Annotated in this window: 15 protein-coding genes and 2 pseudogenes; 3 read left to right on the top strand and 14 right to left on the bottom strand. The window is 57.4% G+C overall.

What is annotated here, in order from left to right; genetic code table 11:
• Positions 1–36: 36 nt before the first annotated feature.
• The 4 genes from FZE95_RS03345 to FZE95_RS03330 form a co-directional block, all read right to left on the bottom strand.
• On the bottom strand, positions 37–1,284 hold the full coding sequence (locus tag FZE95_RS03345; RefSeq protein ID WP_150299423.1) for a dicarboxylate/amino acid:cation symporter: 1,248 nt from the start codon (positions 1,282–1,284) through the stop codon (positions 37–39).
• 93 nt (positions 1,285–1,377) lie between these two features.
• Entirely contained in the window at positions 1,378–4,098 is a 2,721-nt protein-coding gene (locus FZE95_RS03340; RefSeq protein ID WP_150299422.1) for a LuxR C-terminal-related transcriptional regulator, read from the bottom strand.
• 114 nt (positions 4,099–4,212) lie between these two features.
• Entirely contained in the window at positions 4,213–5,568 is a 1,356-nt protein-coding gene (locus FZE95_RS03335) for a DUF1329 domain-containing protein (RefSeq protein ID WP_150299736.1), read from the bottom strand.
• A gap of 254 nt (positions 5,569–5,822) precedes the next feature.
• Positions 5,823–7,505, bottom strand: coding sequence for a fatty acid--CoA ligase (locus FZE95_RS03330; protein ID WP_150299421.1), 1,683 nt, complete (start codon positions 7,503–7,505; stop codon positions 5,823–5,825).
• A gap of 189 nt (positions 7,506–7,694) precedes the next feature.
• Between FZE95_RS03330 and FZE95_RS03325 the strand changes: the two genes are divergently transcribed.
• Complete coding sequence (locus tag FZE95_RS03325; RefSeq protein ID WP_150299420.1) at positions 7,695–8,876, top strand: acetyl-CoA C-acyltransferase; 1,182 nt, start codon at positions 7,695–7,697, stop codon at positions 8,874–8,876.
• Between the two features lie 304 nt (positions 8,877–9,180).
• Positions 9,181–9,657, top strand: a complete 477-nt coding sequence (locus FZE95_RS03320) for a cupin domain-containing protein (protein ID WP_223824946.1) — start codon at positions 9,181–9,183, stop codon at positions 9,655–9,657.
• Between the two features lie 96 nt (positions 9,658–9,753).
• Here the strand turns inward: FZE95_RS03320 and FZE95_RS03315 are convergent, their stop codons facing one another.
• From FZE95_RS03315 to FZE95_RS03270, 10 genes and pseudogenes are all read right to left on the bottom strand, one after another.
• On the bottom strand, positions 9,754–10,329 hold the full coding sequence (locus FZE95_RS03315; RefSeq protein ID WP_150299419.1) for a DJ-1/PfpI family protein: 576 nt from the start codon (positions 10,327–10,329) through the stop codon (positions 9,754–9,756).
• 69 nt (positions 10,330–10,398) lie between these two features.
• Positions 10,399–10,917: a class I SAM-dependent methyltransferase gene (locus tag FZE95_RS03310; protein ID WP_223824945.1), complete on the bottom strand. Its 519-nt coding sequence runs from the start codon at positions 10,915–10,917 to the stop codon at positions 10,399–10,401.
• Between the two features lie 375 nt (positions 10,918–11,292).
• Positions 11,293–11,652, bottom strand: a pseudogene (locus FZE95_RS20170) (methyl-accepting chemotaxis protein); the annotation flags it as partial.
• 318 nt (positions 11,653–11,970) lie between these two features.
• Positions 11,971–12,759, bottom strand: a pseudogene (locus FZE95_RS20165) (HAMP domain-containing protein); the annotation flags it as partial.
• 253 nt (positions 12,760–13,012) lie between these two features.
• Positions 13,013–13,267 carry a DUF2164 domain-containing protein gene (locus FZE95_RS03300; protein ID WP_150299416.1) on the bottom strand — a complete coding sequence of 85 codons (255 nt, stop codon included), beginning with the start codon at positions 13,265–13,267 and terminating at the stop codon, positions 13,013–13,015.
• 113 nt (positions 13,268–13,380) lie between these two features.
• Entirely contained in the window at positions 13,381–13,860 is a 480-nt protein-coding gene (locus FZE95_RS03295) for a VOC family protein (protein WP_190324496.1), read from the bottom strand.
• Positions 13,861–14,067: 207 nt separating this feature from the next.
• Complete coding sequence (locus FZE95_RS03290) at positions 14,068–14,949, bottom strand: oxygenase MpaB family protein (RefSeq protein WP_150299414.1); 882 nt, start codon at positions 14,947–14,949, stop codon at positions 14,068–14,070.
• Between the two features lie 79 nt (positions 14,950–15,028).
• Positions 15,029–15,427, bottom strand: coding sequence for a fosfomycin resistance glutathione transferase (gene fos / locus FZE95_RS03285; RefSeq protein ID WP_150299413.1), 399 nt, complete (start codon positions 15,425–15,427; stop codon positions 15,029–15,031).
• Positions 15,428–15,583: 156 nt separating this feature from the next.
• Complete coding sequence (locus FZE95_RS03275; RefSeq protein ID WP_150299412.1) at positions 15,584–16,066, bottom strand: YehS family protein; 483 nt, start codon at positions 16,064–16,066, stop codon at positions 15,584–15,586.
• Positions 16,067–16,127: 61 nt separating this feature from the next.
• Positions 16,128–16,376: a DUF3297 family protein gene (locus FZE95_RS03270; protein ID WP_150299411.1), complete on the bottom strand. Its 249-nt coding sequence runs from the start codon at positions 16,374–16,376 to the stop codon at positions 16,128–16,130.
• Positions 16,377–16,525: 149 nt separating this feature from the next.
• On the opposite strand from FZE95_RS03270, the gene FZE95_RS03265 reads away from it, so the two are divergent.
• Complete coding sequence (locus FZE95_RS03265) at positions 16,526–17,002, top strand: DUF3010 family protein (RefSeq protein ID WP_317845772.1); 477 nt, start codon at positions 16,526–16,528, stop codon at positions 17,000–17,002.
• The last annotated feature ends 71 nt before the right edge of the window (positions 17,003–17,073 follow it).

Genomic DNA, 17,073 nt, shown 5'->3' with positions numbered 1-17,073 from the left:
GGGGGGATTACGGGTTTAGCTTTTTACCTTCTATTATCAACCCGTTACACGCGCCTCAGCCCGATCCGTCACAGTCTGCACCACCACACTGCCCACAATGTCGCCCTCTACGTTCACAGCCGTGCGCACGGTGTCCAGCAAACGATCAATCGGCAGCAGGATGGCGATAGCTTCGGCGGGCAGTCCCACTGCCTGCAGCACCATGACCATGGTAACCATGCCCGCGCTGGGAATGCCGGGCGCACCGGTCGATGCGATCATGGCGGTGAAGAACACCACCATCTGTTGCGCAAAACTCAGCTCGATGCCGACTAGATTGGCGACAAACAGCGCAGCCGCAGCCTCATACAGCGCGGTGCCATCCATATTCATGGTTGCGCCCAGCGGCAAAACGAAGCCGGCAACGCTTTGTCGTACGCCAAGATTGTGTTCCGCGCAGCGCATGGAGATCGGCAGCGCAGCGGCGCTGGAACTGGTGGCGAAGGCGGTAATCAATGCTTCACGCGCGCCGCGCCAGAGCCACAGGGGTGACTTGCGCGCGACGGCATAAAGTATTGCTGGCAGAACCACTGCTCCGTGAAAAATGGTGGTCGCAAATACCAGAACGATGAACCCGAGCATGGTAACCAACAAAGACGTATCCTGCTCGGCCACTAGCCGTATCAACAACGCCATGATACCGATGGGTGCCAGACGCATGATCCAGCCGACGATGCGCAGCATCAGATCGAGAAACTCTTCCATCACCTGCAGGATGTTTGCGTAGCGCTCGCCACCGGACACCAGGGCGACGCCCAGAAACAACGCGAACACCACCACAGCGAGAATGCTGCCGTTGGAAAAGGCTGTGAAGGGGTTCTGAAACAGGTTGGTGAAAAAGTGCAGGAAGAACTCTGAAAGAGTCAGTTGCCGCGCTTCAAAGTTCTCCATCGCCTCGGCGAACAGGGATAATGACAACCCCGCGCCCGGCTTGAAGATATTCGCCGCGATCAATGCCACCAGCATCGCCAGCGCCAGGGTCGACACGAAATACACCAAAGTCGTGACCCAGACTCGATGCACCTGGTGATGCGCCCTGAGACTGGCGACCCCCACCACGATGGAGGTGAAGATCAGCGGCACCAGGATCATTTTCAGCAGGCCGATAAACACGCTGCCGGCCAGGGTACTCGCGTATAGCACCCCTTCCCTGATGCCTGCCTCGTCCGGCATACCGCTCAACAGCCAGCCAACGAGCACACCGAGACAGGCAGCGATAATGATCTGGCGATTCAGGCTTGGCATGGCTCGCGGCTCCGCACAATTAATTGGAATAAAAAGGATACATCAAATGCCTTTTAACCACGTGCAGAGATCTTCAGGCGGCCCGGCCTGCTCTCAGGTTAACAGGCCAATCGTTTTGGCCTGCGCCACCGCCTGGGTGCGTCGCGCCACGCCGAGTTTACTGTTGATGCGCCGCGCGTGGCTTTTGACCGTATGCAGCGAAATAAACAAGGTTTCGCTGATCTGCTGGTTGGAATAGCCCAATGCGATGCAACGCAGCACTTCCAGCTCCCTGGCGCTAAGCGGCTCATTCATCGCAGCAGGAATCGACACGTCGGGGGCATCTCTGGCGGGTAGCCGGGCACACAGCGCTTCACGCAACGCCGATTCGGGCGCCCGGCGCAATGCTTCTCCAAGTCCGGCCGGCGCGCCACGCAACAAGGGGAAAAAACAACCGATCAGCCGGTCATCCTCAGCAAGTGCCAGCGCCCGACGCAGGGTTTGTTCTGCTTCCCCTGGCCGGCTGCCCTCCAACTGCAACCATGCCAGATAGACCAGTACATTCAGCTCCTGCAAACGCTCGCCTGCCCTTCGCGCACGGACCAGCAAGATCTGCAGTTGCGCTTCGCAGGCCGCCGGCTCCTGCTGAACCCATAACAGGCGCGCTTGAACCAGGCCTACCAGAACCGGCAAGGAGTGATAAACAGGCGGCGGAGCAGCCGACGCTTCGGCGCAATAGGTCTGGTACAGGCGGGGCAACCACTGCTCAGCCAGCTCCTGGCGCCCTGTGCTGATCCACAAGTCGCTCTTGATGGCGGTAATCCAGCCCAGATAATAAACCGGCGGAATGTCCCACTGATACATCAGCCGCTCAGCCTCGGCCAGGGTCTCGAAGGCTTCAGTCACCGCCCCATCGACTTGAGCTTGCAGTGCTGCCTGTTGGCAAAAGCCCACCAGAACGAAGACATCCCGATGACGCCGCGCCTCGGCGATCCCTTCGCGCAGCAACGCGGCGGCAACATTGCGCTCGCCCTGCAGACTGAGCAGGTGCGCTTCGTAGAGCATTAGCCGGGCGTGAATGGGTGATTCATCCGAGCGCAGCGGGCGTCTTGCAAGGTCGGTGCGCTGCGCTGTTATTAACTGTCTTGCGCGTTCTACCTTGCCACGCGCCTGTAACAGCCGCGCACGCAATAGCGCCACCTGCGCCTCGAACAGCGGATCACCTATTCGCTGAGCCAATTCAATGGCGTTGCTGGCCCAGCTCCGGGCCGCTTCCAGTTGGTGTCGGCTCAGCTCGCCTTCGGCCAGGGTCAGCATCGCCATAAGTCGACTACCGGCATCCGCGTCCGCAAGGCATGTCAGTCCCTGATTAGCCAGCTCGACAGCCTCGGAGATCCGTCCCGACGCCCGCGCCAGGTAGCTCCTCAAAACCAGCGCCTGACCAATCAAAGTCGCCTGCCCGGTGGCGTTCGGCTGTGGCATAAAACGTGACAGCCGGCTCAGCATGTCTTCGGCATCCTCCAGCTGACACGCGAGCGCGAGCGTCCAGGCATGTACCAGAACCAGCTGCGCCGAGCTGCCCTGCAGAACGGCTGGCAATTCAGCCTTCCAGCGCAGGAGCATGGCCACCGGCTGCGCCGCCAGCAGCTGATCGAGGGGCAAAGACTGAACCAGGCCCGCTGCTTGCTCAGGCATTTCAGCGGCCAACGCATGCTCGACCGCCTCGCTGATCCGACCCTGTTCTTTAAACCACTGGCACGCACGCGCATGCGCCAGCTGACGTTGCTGCAGATCAGTCCTGACGACCTGATCGAGCAGGAAGTCGGAGAACAGATGATGAAAGCGGTACCAGTCACCCGTCTGATCCAGAGGCACCAGGAAGACCTTGTGCTGTAACAGGAAGTCGATGATCTCCCGGCTATCGTTGCGATCACGAACCCGATCACACAGCTGCGCCGAGAACCGATCCAGCCAGGCAATCGCAAACAGAAACTGCCGCACCCGCTCCGGCAGTGACTGCAGCACCTCTTCAAGCAGATATTCTCCAATCAGCGGCCCGGGCATGACCGGCAGGTTACGGGCGTATCCGACAGCAGCCGCCTGTTCCGCTGCAACCGTCGCCAGCCGCAGGCCGGCGATCCAACCTTCGTTCCGCTCGACCATATGCCGAGACCATTCGGGATCATTCGCAACCATGCCCGCACGGCTCAGGAAAGCTGCGGCTGCTTCTTCGTTCAGACGCAGCTGCGCTTCGCCTATTTCGAGCAACTTGCCGGCAACACGCAGGCGTGCCAGGTGCCAGTCCGGCCGCTGCCGGCTGGTCAGCAACAGCTGAAACGAGGCAGGCAAGCGCTCCAGCAACAACGCGCAAAGGCGGTCGCACTGCGGATTTTGAGCCAGGTGATAGTCGTCCAGCACCAGCACGACGGATTGTTCAGCCGGGTGGCGCTGATTGAGCTTATCCAGCACAGACAACGTGAGCTGCTCCAATGCCAGCGGTTGCTCACTGTGACTTTGCTGCAGCAGTGCCAGCTCCGGTTCGCCCAGTTCCGGATAGAGAGTACGCAAGCCAGCTATCAGGCTGTGCAACAGCTGCCCTGCCAGAGCGTCGTGATGATCGAGGGAGATCCAGACGGAGCGACGCGAAGCAGACAGGCCTTCACAGAGCTCAATCGCCAATGTGCTCTTGCCGAAACCGGCGGGCGCGCAAACCATTACAAGCCGACGTGAAGCGGCCTGTTCAAGTAGTGCTATAAGCTCGGGGCGGGGCAAATGGTCGGCCGGTAACGGAGGCCGATAGATCTTGCCGGGGTGCAGGGGAATCGTCGAAACCATGGCACCAAGTGTATCGGTTGCACGGTCTGTGGGTCATGCAGTTTGTATCGCTACCGGGAACCGGCGCAAAAGAAAAAACCTGGCAGCCTCAAGGGGCCGCCAGGTCAGAGTGGATCAGCGTACGCCGGACTGGCGCAGCGCTGTCGGGGTGAACTCCCGTGAGCTGGCACGATAGCTGTAATCGTAATCCCGGCTCTCTTCGTTGTTCATGCCCATTGCCAGATAACGACCGGCGACCAGGTCATACAGCGTCTCCAGAGCGTAGCCAGGCACCTGATCCTTGTAGCGATGCAGGGCATGGGCTTCCGCTACGCGCCAAAGGGTCCCGCGGGAATCGTAGTGGTCGATATGCGCAGCCTGCCAGGAATCCTCGTCGATAAAGAAGTGACGCTTGGCATAGATGTGCCGTTGATCGGGCTTCACGGTCGCAACCACTTCCCACACCCGGTGCAGCTCGTAACGGGTCAGATCCTGATTGATGTGACCGGCCTTGATGATGTCGCTGTACTCGTGCTCCGGCGAGCCCAGGTTGTAGCTGTTGTAAGGAATGAACAGCTCGCGCTTGCCGACCAGCTCCCAGTCATAGCGATCAGGGGCACCGTTGAACATATCCAGATTGTCCGAAGTACGCATGCCGTCGGCGGCTGTGCCTGGGCCGTCATAGGACACCTGCGGAGCACGACGCACACGGCGCTGGCCAGCGTTGTAGATCCACGCCATACGCGGGGTCTCGACCTGATCGACGGTTTCGTGCACCAGCAATACGTTACCGGCCAGACGGCTCGGGTCGGTGACTTGCTGTTTGAAGTAATAAAGGATGTTGCCCATGCTCTCGGCGTCGTAATCGCTCAACGCTGCTGGCAGGGCGTATTGCTCAACGAAGCGGACGATGCCGAAACTACCGTTGACCTGAGGGGTCGCCTGGGTAACCACACGCTCAAAGGAATGACCGCGGAGGCGGGTGATGTGGTTCCAGATGACTTCCAGGCCATTGGACGGGATCGGGAAAGCATGCGCCAGTTTGTAGCCGGTGACCGCATTGCCGTCCTTGACCAGTTGCGACTGGGCGGCGTTGTGCCTGGCGGCCTCATAGATCTCATCCGACATGCCGACGCTACGCTGGGTCTCGTAAACCGGCATGCGGTAGGTTTCTGGATAGCGCTTGAACATGGCTATCTGGCCCGGGGCCAATTGTTCAGCGTATTGCTCGTAGTTGTCAGCCGTGATGACGAACTGCGGCTGGTCACCGGCATAAGGGTTGGTCAGAAAACCATCCTTGAACTCTCCGGCATCAGGTACCAGGCCACCATCCCATTCAGGGATGGTGCCTGCCGCGTTACCGGCCCTCTCTGCACCAATCGGTGTCAGGCTCTTGCCCAGTTCAGCAATTTGTTGCTCGGAGGCTGCGTGGACACTGCCCGCGGCAATGGCAACAGCCAGGACAGCGGTTTTCAGAAGCGTAGGTTTCATCATGAATTCTCTGCTAGCGGAATCAGGGAGACCCTGAGGTATTGACGGTGGCGCAGTCGACGCGTTGATAACGCGCAGCACGGAACGGATACAGCGGCGAACTATAACCAAGTCGCCGGTATCCGGGATCAATCCAAAGTATGATTTTGGTACAGATTTGCATCCTGTCTCAAACACGACAACCAGATGCGCTGATAAGGCTGCAAGCGAGAATCGAGGCGGGCCGGCACCAATGTGAGACCCGCCGACATGGATCAGATGGTGGAGAGGAACGGCGCCTGGCTTTCCTGCCACTGCCCGATCTCGACACGAATCCGTTTTTTGTCGAGCTTGCCTACACTGGTTTTGGGTATTTCGGTAACAGTCGCGATCTGCGAGGGGACTGCCCATTTGTTGATGCGCCCTTCATCGACATAACTCTTCAAGTGATCGCGCAACACCCGGGCGTTCATCTCATGACCTTCAGCGGGAACAATCAACGCAAAGGGCCGCTCGTCCCATTGCGGATCAGGCACACCGACCACAGCCACTTCTTTCACCGCCGGGCTTAGGCTGATCAAGTCTTCAAGCTCAAGGGAAGAGATCCATTCACCGCCAGTCTTGATCACGTCCTTGATACGGTCGCGGATATCGATAAAGCCCATCTCGTCGATGGTCGCCACGTCACCCGTATGCATCCAGCCGTGCTGCCACAGCTCAGCGCTCTTCTCCGGCTCGCGGAAATATCCCTGGGTCAACCAGGGAGCGCGCAGCACAAGCTCACCCTGGGTAGTGCCGTCTTTAGGCAGAAAATTGCCCTGGGCGTCCATGATGCGTGCATCAACCAGCGGCACTGGCACGCCGGCCTTGCAGCGGAAGGTCTCACGTTCTTCCTGAGTGCCCGCTTCAAGCTCAAGATTGATGTACCCGGCAGAGATCAACGGGCAGGTTTCGGACATGCCATAGGCTGCCGACAGGGTCATGCCCGTCGCGGTGGCCGCCTTATACAGCCCATGGTTCAGCGCGCTGCCGCCGATGATGACCTTCATGCCATCGAAGCTCATACCCTTGGCTGTGTCTGCATTGAGCAGCATTTGCAAAATGGTCGGCACGCAATGTGAGAAGGTAACCTTCTCGTTCTTGATCAGCTGACACAGCAATTCTGGCTCGTAACGACCGGGATAGACCTGCTTCACGCCAAGCAACGTCGCGGTATAGGGGATGCCCCAGGCATGTACGTGGAACATCGGCGTGATCGGCATATACACGTCGCGGTTGCCAAACAGGCGCACGCTGTCTAGCCCGCCCATGGTGCCAGCCTGGGTCAGAGTGTGCAGAACGAGCTGACGGTGGGTGAAGTACACGCCTTTCGGGTTGCCCGTGGTGCCGGTGGTATAAAAGGTGGTCGCAACGGAGTTCTCGTCGAAATCTTCGAACTCATAGCTTGGCTCTGCGGCGGCCAGGAGCTCCTCGTACTCGCCTACCAGACCTGCCATTTTGGCTGTTTTGCTATCGCCATCGGTCAGCAGGATGGTCTTCTCTACGGTAGTAAGACCGCTCTCAATGCCCTGATAGATAGGCAGAAAGTCACTGTTAACCAGCACGAAGATATCTTCAGCGTGGTTCATGGTGTAGAGAATCTGCTCGGGCGAGAGACGGATATTGACCGTGTGCAGGACAGCACCAATCATGGGAACGGCGAACATGCACTCGAGATAACGGTGACTGTCCCAATCCATCATCGCCACCGTATCGCCCGGTTTGACCCCGGCGGCAGTCAAAGCGTTGGCCAGGCGGCAGATCCGCTCATTGAAGGTCGCGTAATCATACCGGCTGATATCCCGGTAGACAATTTCCTGGCTACGCTCGTAGCGGCTTCCGGACAGCAGCAGACTTTTGATCAACAACGGGGTGGAGTGGGCGTTATCGGTTGGCTTGAGAATGCGAGTGTTCAACATGGGATGGCCTGCTTTTTCTTTTTGAGTTGTTAGGTTTTGGCAAATGTCGCAGCTTACCAGTCATCGGACTATAGCCAACGTCAGCACAGCCTACCTATCGTTCCAAAGTATGAACTTGCGAAAACCGAGTATAATCTGCGCCCTCAACCCGGCTGAATAACCGACTCAGTCACATACCAGGAGTAGAGCATGTCTGATAACAGCATTGTTATTGTCAGTGGCGTCCGCACACCCATGGGCGGTTTTCAGGGCAGTCTGGCCAGCGTGTCGGCAGTAGAACTCGGCGCACTCGCCATCCGCGAAGCCGTATCGCGAGCAGGCATTCAGGGCGCAGATGTGCAGGAAGTCATCATGGGCTGCGTATTGCCCGCTGGTCTAAAGCAGGGCCCGGCCCGCCAGGCCAGCCTGAATGCCGGCCTACCCGCCTCCACCGGCTGTACTACTATCAACAAGCTCTGCGGCTCCGGCATGAAAGCCGTGATGCTCGCGCATGATGCACTCAAGGCCGGTACCAACGAGGTCATGGTTGTCGGTGGTATGGAAAGCATGTCCAACGCGCCCTACCTCATCGAAAAAGCCCGCAACGGCCTGCGCATGGGCCATGGTGAGATCAAGGACCACATGTTCTTCGACGGTCTGGAAGATGCCCGCACCGGTCGGCTGATGGGCTCTTTCGCCCAGGAAACCGCGGACAGCAACGGCCTGAGCCGTGAAGATATGGACGCCTATGCCATCGAATCGCTGAAGCGCGCCAAAACTGCCATCGAGAATGGCTCGCTGGACAGCGAAATCGTCCCGGTCACGGTCAAGACCCGCAAGGGCGAGGTGGTAGTGAAGGACGACGAGCAACCGCACAATGCCAATATCGAGAAAATTCCGAGCCTGCGTCCGGCGTTCAGCAAGGACGGCACGGTTACCGCAGCCAACGCCAGCTCGATTTCCGATGGCGCCAGCGCCCTGGTCATGATGACAGCCGCCGAAGCCGAGCGTCGCGGCCTGAAGCCGTTGGCCCGCGTCGTCGGCCATGCGACCCAGAGCCAGGATCCAAGCGAATTCACGCTGGCCCCGATCGGTGCCATGAGCAACCTGTTCAACAAGACTGGCTGGAGCAAGGATGATGTGGACCTGTTCGAGATCAACGAAGCCTTCGCCATGGTGACCATGCTGGCGATGCGTGAGCACAATCTTGATCACGCCAAGGTCAACATTTACGGCGGCGCCTGTGCCCAGGGCCACCCGGTCGGCTCCACCGGTTCGCGCCTGATCGTGACGCTGATCAACGCCCTGCAGAAAACTGGTGGCAAGCGCGGCATCGCCTCGCTATGCATCGGGGGCGGCGAAGCGACTGCGGTGGCGATTGAACTGATCTGACCCTGCTCGGGCGGAATGGTTGATGTACTCAGCTATTCCGCCACTGCCCCAATCACTCCTCCCCTTCCTTCGCATTTCCCACCACAAATCACAGCGTCCTGCCTCCTCCCTGCCCCTCAAAACGCGCCTACCAAAGGCCTTCAGTACCAAGCAAACGAGATGAAAGCATCGCGTGACAGCGATCTGGCCGATGACTTTCGCTAATACGGAGCCCGGCATTGATCGCCCTGTCGCCAATCAGTTTCGAGGTTTCCGAAATCATTTGACCACTATGGGAGTCCATTAACAAAGAGGAGGAACAATCATGGAATCATTGCGAATGACCGAAAAATCAATGACCCGACTCTCGGTGCGAATAGGCATCATGAGCGCACTGCTCCTGGCGGGCGGCTGGTCGATTGCCGCAGATGAGCAAGCCTTTATTCGGGATCATGCGAGTGCCGACATTGAATGGGGTCCTTGCCCCGCCTTTATGCCGGATTCTTGCGGTCTGGCCGTACTGCAGGGCGACCCCAGGAAGGAGAACACCGATGTGCTCTTCCGCCTGCGCAGCGACACTACTGCACCGCACCACTGGCACACCTCCGCAGAACGCATGATATTGCTGTCCGGTAAAATGAGGGTGGATTACGATAATCAGGAACCTGTGGTGATGGAGCCAGGGACCTACGCCTATGGTCCGCCGGAGCTTCCCCACGTAGCAACCTGCCAGTCGGAGGAAGATTGTGTGCTGTTTATTTCCTTCGACAAGCCGGTGGATGCCTTCGCTGTAGATGAATAGCCATAGCTGAACCTTGCGCAAGGCGGACCGTCATGCCGCTTGTCGTTGCGCAACGGGACAGCAAACCATGCCTCTGCGCTGGTATTGGCGCTGACCCTAGGGCCAATCAAACTCCATCTGACTTGCAGTTAGCTTGGCTAACGCCATGCCGCCCAGTCTGGAGACAAGGTGCAGGCTCATATCGATGCCTGCACTGATACCGCCCGACGTAACGCACCTGCCTGTGTCGACCCAGCGTCTGCCCTCTACCACCCTGAGTTCAGGGTATCGGCTGGCGAGCTCGGCAAGGTCTTCCCAGTGGGTGGTTACGTCCAGGCCTGACAGCAATTCAGCCTCGGCGAGAATGAAGGCGCCGGTACATACCGAAGCGACAATCCGCGCCCTCTCTGCCTGCTTCACCACCCAATCGATGACGGCGGGCTTGATCAGTTGGTCGGCATGCACCCCTCCAGCGATGATCAGTACATCAATACCGGGATGCTGGTCCAACGCATAATCCGGATTGACGCTAAACCCACCGCGGGCGATAACAGGTTTCGTGTCCTCGGCCAGCAAAAACACCTTGAACGGCTCGGTGGGGCCGGAAATCCGGTTGGCCGTCGAGAACACCTCGAAGGGACCGGAAAAATCCAGGACCTCTGCGTTGTCGTAGATATAGATTCCGACGTTCAGGGAAGCCTCCTGAAAGGATCTGATCCTGTGGCTCCCCGAACAACCCCCGTATCCGCTGTGGTAACCGGCTCAGCCACTTGCAGTCTTTAACCAACTATAAACCCGCATCGGCGGGATATTCCGTAGTTCCAGCGTACACGAAGCAGGCGCCCCCATGATCGGGTCGGTAACCCAGGCTACATCCCGGCGAAACTGATACGCAATGAAACGCCCATTTTCGGCCAGGCTGTCCTTCACCGCCTGCGCAACGCGGGTAGCAACCGCTTTCGGCATTTTCGAGAAGGGAATGCCGGAGATAATCACATCTGGCTTCCCCATATCGTGCAACGCCAGGATCGCGGCGAGATCCTCGGCTCTGCCCAGGTGATTGGTGAAGCGCGGGTCTGCGATCTCGCCAAGCAGTTCATGGAAGTAAGGACTTAGTTCGATTGAAAGCAGCTGCGCATCCTGGGCAAGGTGCTGTAGAAACGTTCGCGTGGTGCCACCGGTACCCGGTCCTAGCTCAACCACCCGCTTGGCCGTAGAAAGTCTGGAAGCATCGACGATTCGCTGCTCCAGGAATCGCGAACTGGGGATAACCGAACCCACCTGACTCGGCTCCCGCAAGAACCCACGGAAAAAGGCCGCTGGACTTGTTCTTCGGTTTGAATCGACCTTAGGGCTACTATTTGCTTCCACCATAATGTTCTCACACCCTGGCTGGCTGAACGGTTAATCGATTATAGCAGCGGGATCCATGCCCACCGGGGTTCGACGAATGTTCAACTGATACCAGGGGTGCGATCAGGTTCTGAACCGCCTTACCTGTTGTTGCAGACCCTCTGCCAGACGCGCCAGAGACTTGCTCGCGCCGCGGCTTTCTTCGGAGCTTTGTGCAGCCTGGTTCGATAGATCGCGGATGCCGCTAATGTTCCGGGCGATTTCTTCGGTGGTCTGGCTCTGCTCTTCGCAGGCCGCGGCGATCTACGTAGCCATGTCGTTAATGCGTACTACCGCCTGGGCCGTGTCACCCAACGCGCGCTCGGTGCCTGCCGCCTGATCCACGCTTCCGGCCGCTACTGCTGCGCTGCGCTGCATCACGCTGACTGCCTGGGCACTGCCTGCCTGCAGGCTTTCTATCATTTTCTGGATGTCCTGCGTGGAGGCCTGCGTGCGACCGGCTAGAGCCCGCACCTCGTCGGCCACCACCGCAAAACCACGGCCCTGCTCCCCCGCACGGGCCGCCTCGATCGCGGCATTCAGCGCCAGCAGATTGGTCTGCTCGGCAATCGCCTGGATTACGCTCAGCACGCCGCCGATCCGCTCGCTATCCTGCTCAAGACGGTTGATCACGCCCGCGGCCTCGGTTACATCACCGGCCAATCTGCGCAACGCACCCATGGTGTGTCCGACCAGCTCCGATGCGGTATGCCCCTGTTTGTCCGCCTGCCGTGCGGCTTCGGCAGTGTTATGGGCGTTGCCTGATACTTCGTGAATGGCCGCGCTCATCTCCGTGGCTGCGGTGCTGACCTGATCGATTGCCATATACTGCTCGCTCACCAGCTGTTGCTGGGTCACGGCTATGGTGCTCATCTGCTGCGAGGCCGAGGCGACCTGCATGGTCGAGTCGGCCACCTGCTGGATCAGTGTCTGCAGCTGTTCAAGGAACAGATTAACGCTCTGCCCGAGCTGGCCAATTTCGTCAGTAGAGGTGACCTCGACACGCTTGGTCAGATCGCCTTCGCCATCAGCGATATCGCGAATGCGTGCAAGGATCGCCAGCAATGGCTTGAGAATAAGGCCCGGCAGAAAGGCAATCAGCAACGCGCAAATGACCAGCCCGACCAGCGCGACCGTACTGAAGATGCCGGTATCGCGCGCAACGGCCGCTTCGGCTGCGGCGACTTCTGCTGCGGATTGGCTATCGACCTGCTGGGTCATCTGATCGATCAGCTCGCGCGCCGCGCTGAAGCGCTCGTATGAAGTGTCAAAGCTCAGCTCGTGAGCCTGGTCGTTATCTGCAAAAGATGAGCTGCGCGCCAGGGTAACGACCTCTTCACTACCACGCTTCCAGGCGTCAAAAGCTTGGGAGAACCTGTCCGCCAGCGCCCTGGCCTGCATCGATTCCGTCGTGCTGGCGAAGGCTTGCACGCGGTCGAAGGCCTGTTGCATATTTTCGCGATGCTCGGCTTCCAGGCTCGGCTGGCTGCCGTTACCGGCAAGCTGCACAAGCGTGCGCTCGGCCACGAGCGCCTGATACAGGTCCCGGTCGGCTTCAAGCAGGGCGGTCGCCTGCGGTAGCAGGGCAGAAGAAAATAATTGAAGGCGGGCGGAAAGATCTTTCACAGCGATGAACGAAACGCCACCCAGCGCGCAGAACAGCGCCACCAGCAAACCCAGTGGCAGGGTCAGCTTCCAGCGAAAGCCAAGATTGCGGAACAGCTTGAACATAGTCAACTCCAGCGATAGTGCACTCGGGAAGCTGGAAGCCCACCCAGGCAAAGTCCGTTTAATACCAGCATTCACTGTATCGGCGGATTAACCTTACGCTTTAGGCGGAAATGCCGTTCTAGAGCAATCAAGTCGGCTAACGGCCCGCAAGTCACTGGATGACCATAGGGTTCGGCAATGCCTTTCGCTCGTGTGTGGCGGGCCCTGTCGACTCCTTCGATCTCCTCCGTTCGCCCAAACGGCACTGCTATGCTTATTTCCGAAATTCCGTGGGACGCTCAAGTTCACAGATCGACTCGGATAAGTCATCGAGCTTGTTGGACAGAACTAACTGAGCGTCGGATAGCCCACGATTATAAAAATATGCACCAACCTCTCCGGAGAAGAAGTCGAGCAAAAACTCCGCGTCAAATTGACCAATTTCTTGCTTGAGCTCTTCGGTGAAGTAGCGCTGAACCTTGTGAACGATGACTGCCTTCTCGTCTTTCGTGAACTTGATTTCCGACATGTACTCTCCAGAGGGGCCTGACGCCGCGCGATGTGTAGTCCTATTCTACTGCTGCGTCGGTGCGCGTCCACTGAGCAACGGGCCGCCCATCATCACACCGGTAGTCTCAAGCTTCAGCCACGGCATGCTTGTTCGATCGTCGCTATGTCAATTTTTTGCATCGTCATCATTGCGTCGAAGGCGCGCTTGGCGGCGGCTCGATCCGGGCTGGTGATTGCTTGCGTCAAGGCGACAGGGGTTATCTGCCAGGAAATCCCCCACTTGTCTTTACACCAACCGCAGTCGCTCTCCTGGCCGCCGTTGTTGATGATGGCGTTCCAGTACTGATCTGTCTCGGCTTGATCAGTTGTAGCGACTTGAAACGAAAACGCCTCGTCGTGCTTGAACGCCGGCCCGCCGTTGAGCCCCAGGCAAGGAATACCCATGACGCTGAACTCAACGGTCAAAACGTCACCTTCCTTACCCGCAGGAAAATCGCCCGGCGCACGATGAACAGCCTCTACGGAAGAGTTGGGAAAAGTACCGGCATAAAACCGTGCCGCGTCTTCGGCATCGCCGTTGAACCAGAGGCAAATCGTGTTTTTTGCTGAGATAGTCATGTCGCATCACGCCTCGCCGCCGCGCTAGTAAGCTTGAAAGACTGCGGCATTAACGGAAGACAATCCTTTACGTGAGCAGTCTCATTATTTGGAGTCTAGCGTCAGGTCTCTAGAGTTCCAGCCTGCTTGCCCGCTGCGAATGACGAATAGAAAGCAGAGCGGTGGGACGACCTGACACGGCATCCGTCGTTGGCTTACCCGTCATATAAACGGTGCCCCATTGCGCAGACGCCGACGAAAATCCCAGAGCACAACGAGGAAAGGCAATTGACGAATAACCCGGGGCAGGCAGCGGTTCACAAGTCCGACAGTCGATATGAGTCTATCGAATTTTTTCTGCTGCTTTTCTCCCCAGGTAAAGTGCATCTCCTCACGCACCTGAGGCGGAAGAAAGCCGGCAGTAATGAAACGATTCAGCGGCCCCAAGCTGCGACTGAATACTGTGGGCAGAAATTTCAGCTCTGCAATGTCGGTCAAATAGGCGCGCACCGGAGGATCGATATGGATCCGCGCCAACGCTTGCTGCCAATAGGTCTGATAAGCCGCAAGGTCAGACGGCCAACGCTCCGGTGGTACTTGAAGTGTGGTCCCCAATGCAGCGGCACGCTGATAAAAGCTGCCAGCCGTTGCCGGATCGGGCTCGCCGCGCAACTGACGCCAGGTGTCAGCAAAACCCCAGTAAAGGCAAGCCGCCACCCATAACTGCAGGTCGTGATTGAAGGCATTGTATTGCACAGGTGACTGCGGTGTTGAATAAACCTGCGCATGCACTTCATCAACCGCTTGCCGGTACGCCTGTTTTTCTTGGTTCGTACCGGCCAGGGCTACGGCGAGATAGGTCAGTGTCGTGCGCGTTCGCTTGAGAGGACGACGGAATATCTGCCCGCTTTCTACACGGCTTTCCAGCACGCCGTAGCCTACCCCGGGCCGCGCCAATTGCAGGATGACATTCGCGCCACCTCCCAAAAGCGAAATCCCATCCAGAACGCCGGGGAACTGTTGATCCAATTCACGTGCAGTCAGTGGGATTGGCTCTTGCTCGCGCGTCGACAGAGGTTTTGTTCTTGTCGTATCTGCATCCATTTGTGGTTTTCCACCGGTCGGCCGGCTTTGGGCGGGCTGGAGCGGCGGAGCTGCGTTCCTGCCGAATCAGTATGTTATTTCAATACCACACCATCCCTTTATAAGGTGAGCGCTCCAGCTCAGCCAAGCGGGTTGCCAATGTTCCACAATGGAGCTCAAGGCGATGCCCATTTGGGTCGAGTAAATAGATGGAGTCGCCCTCGCTGGTATTTACCTTCCATTTTTCAATGCCAGCAGAGTCCAGTTTCGCTCGTAGCCCCAGGAGCGCGTCTTCGCCGACACTGAAAGCGATGTGCGTGTAGTCCTTGGCGGGGTCAGCCTGTCCTAAACTCAAACATACCCAGGTATCACCTGCCGTCAGATAAGCGCCTGTGTCCCAGAAGACATGTAACTTCATTCCCGAAAGATCACGGTAGAATTCGATTGACGAGCTCAGGTCCCGGACCGAAAAGGTGATGTGGTTGATACCGGCGATCATATGCCCTCCATGCATTCACGGTCCTGCACAGGTCGCCGCTCCCCCAGCGTGGACCGCAACAGCAAGTCTATGAATTCGTCGGTGGTAACCAGGGCGTTGGTTCTGTACTCGATGGTCATGGCTTCCTGGGGCAGCTAACGGGCGAAATGGACGGCTTTATTGTAACTCTGGATCAACCTCACCAGGCCTCAAATGAAGCTGAATGCCGAGCAGAAACTTGCGAAGGATCTGGTCTTTGCATTCTCGATAATTCTTATTTTCCGGCTTGCGAAAAAAAGCACTTAGTTCATGCTTGCTTAAACGAAATCCGGCCAGCTCTAACATCTGCAATACGCCTTCAGCCTGCAAATTAAGAGCAATCCGTAATTTCTGCAATACCATATTATTGTTGAGGTGCTTTTCTTGCGGTGGTTGCGCTCCGTCACGCTTGCCACGCTTGAAGTTAATAAAACCATTCAGAAAAGCTACCATGTCACTGTCATTCATTCTGAGGTATCCGTCGTCCTCCTCTCTTTTCAACCAGGCAGCCACCTGCTCTTCGCTCACGTCAATATCGCTCAAGGCGAATATATCGACCACAGCGGCATCTCTTAAATCAAATGTATAGCGTAAGCGGCGTAAAATATCATTGTTAGTCAAATTTCAATTCCTGGTTTTCATATAATCCAAGCGTCATACAGAAAGTATCTGGGGGTTTGGTTTAGCTGTAAAAGGCTTCAACCGTACCTTTTAGCGTGATCAGTAGTGGCTGTCCCCGGCGGTCCAATCCCTTAGGCGAAGGGATTTTTATCCAGCCTTCGCTGATGCAATACTCCTCGACGTTGGTACGTTCTTTTCCATTCAACAGAATGCCAATATCATGTTCGAAAATTGCTTCTACGTAATGCGGGCTACGGGGATTACTCGACAGTCTATCCGGTAAGGGAGGTAGCGATTTGGCATCGTTCATGCGGCGGTCCTGAGCTGGGATAAAGCCAGCTATCTTAGACAGTAAAGAACAAGCACTCAAGAACCACAGCGAGGTTGTCAGCGCCGCCAGATGAGGTCTGGAGACAATTGGCGACAACACCCAAAATCACCTCGCAAATTTGCGCTACAATGCGCGGGTCTAGCCAAACCGGGTGCTCTATGAAAGTGTGTGGTGTTGAAATCAGCAGTAATGACGTGAACGTATGTTTGTTGTCGCTGACAGACGAAATTTTTGAGCTGCCCGATTTTCGCTCCCGGCGGCTGACCTTGACAGACATCAACAGCACACATGAGCTGCGCTATTTTCAGCAGACCTTCGCCAAGTTGATGCAGGATTACAAGGTAGACCGTGTGGTTGTCCGGCAGCGACCGATGAAGGGCAAATTTGCTGGCGGCGCGGTCGGTTTCAAGCTGGAAGCAGCCATCGAACTGATCAGCGATCTGGACGTGATAATCATGTCGCCGACCGAGATCAAGGAATCACTGAAGCGCAACCCGATCCAGATTGACTATGCCGAAACTGACCTCAAGGCCTATCAGGAGGTTGCCTTCAATACTGCCTATGCTTATCTGATGAAAGATAAATACGCCGCCAAGGAAGAATAGAGGCGCTAGGCAGCGCGGCCGCCAGATGTTAATCAAGGCTGGCGGGGCGGGGCAAGCGGAAGCTTTCCATC

This window comes from Pseudomonas profundi (assembly GCF_008638305.1).
GTDB lineage: Bacteria > Pseudomonadota > Gammaproteobacteria > Pseudomonadales > Pseudomonadaceae > Halopseudomonas > Halopseudomonas profundi.
Note: the sequence above shows the minus strand (reverse complement) of the source record. Positions and strands in the feature narration are given on the sequence as shown.

Coding starts and splice junctions, on each gene's coding strand:
- FZE95_RS03345 (WP_150299423.1), bottom strand. CDS start 1,284: ATGCCAAGCCTGAATCGCCAGATCATTATCGCTGCCTGTCTCGGTGTG.
- FZE95_RS03340 (WP_150299422.1), bottom strand. CDS start 4,098: ATGGTTTCGACGATTCCCCTGCACCCCGGCAAGATCTATCGGCCTCCG.
- FZE95_RS03335 (WP_150299736.1), bottom strand. CDS start 5,568: ATGAAACCTACGCTTCTGAAAACCGCTGTCCTGGCTGTTGCCATTGCC.
- FZE95_RS03330 (WP_150299421.1), bottom strand. CDS start 7,505: ATGTTGAACACTCGCATTCTCAAGCCAACCGATAACGCCCACTCCACC.
- FZE95_RS03325 (WP_150299420.1), top strand. CDS start 7,695: ATGTCTGATAACAGCATTGTTATTGTCAGTGGCGTCCGCACACCCATG.
- FZE95_RS03320 (WP_223824946.1), top strand. CDS start 9,181: ATGGAATCATTGCGAATGACCGAAAAATCAATGACCCGACTCTCGGTG.
- FZE95_RS03300 (WP_150299416.1), bottom strand. CDS start 13,267: ATGTCGGAAATCAAGTTCACGAAAGACGAGAAGGCAGTCATCGTTCAC.
- FZE95_RS03290 (WP_150299414.1), bottom strand. CDS start 14,949: ATGGATGCAGATACGACAAGAACAAAACCTCTGTCGACGCGCGAGCAA.
- fos (WP_150299413.1), bottom strand. CDS start 15,427: ATGATCGCCGGTATCAACCACATCACCTTTTCGGTCCGGGACCTGAGC.
- FZE95_RS03270 (WP_150299411.1), bottom strand. CDS start 16,376: ATGAACGATGCCAAATCGCTACCTCCCTTACCGGATAGACTGTCGAGT.
- FZE95_RS03265 (WP_317845772.1), top strand. CDS start 16,526: ATGCGCGGGTCTAGCCAAACCGGGTGCTCTATGAAAGTGTGTGGTGTT.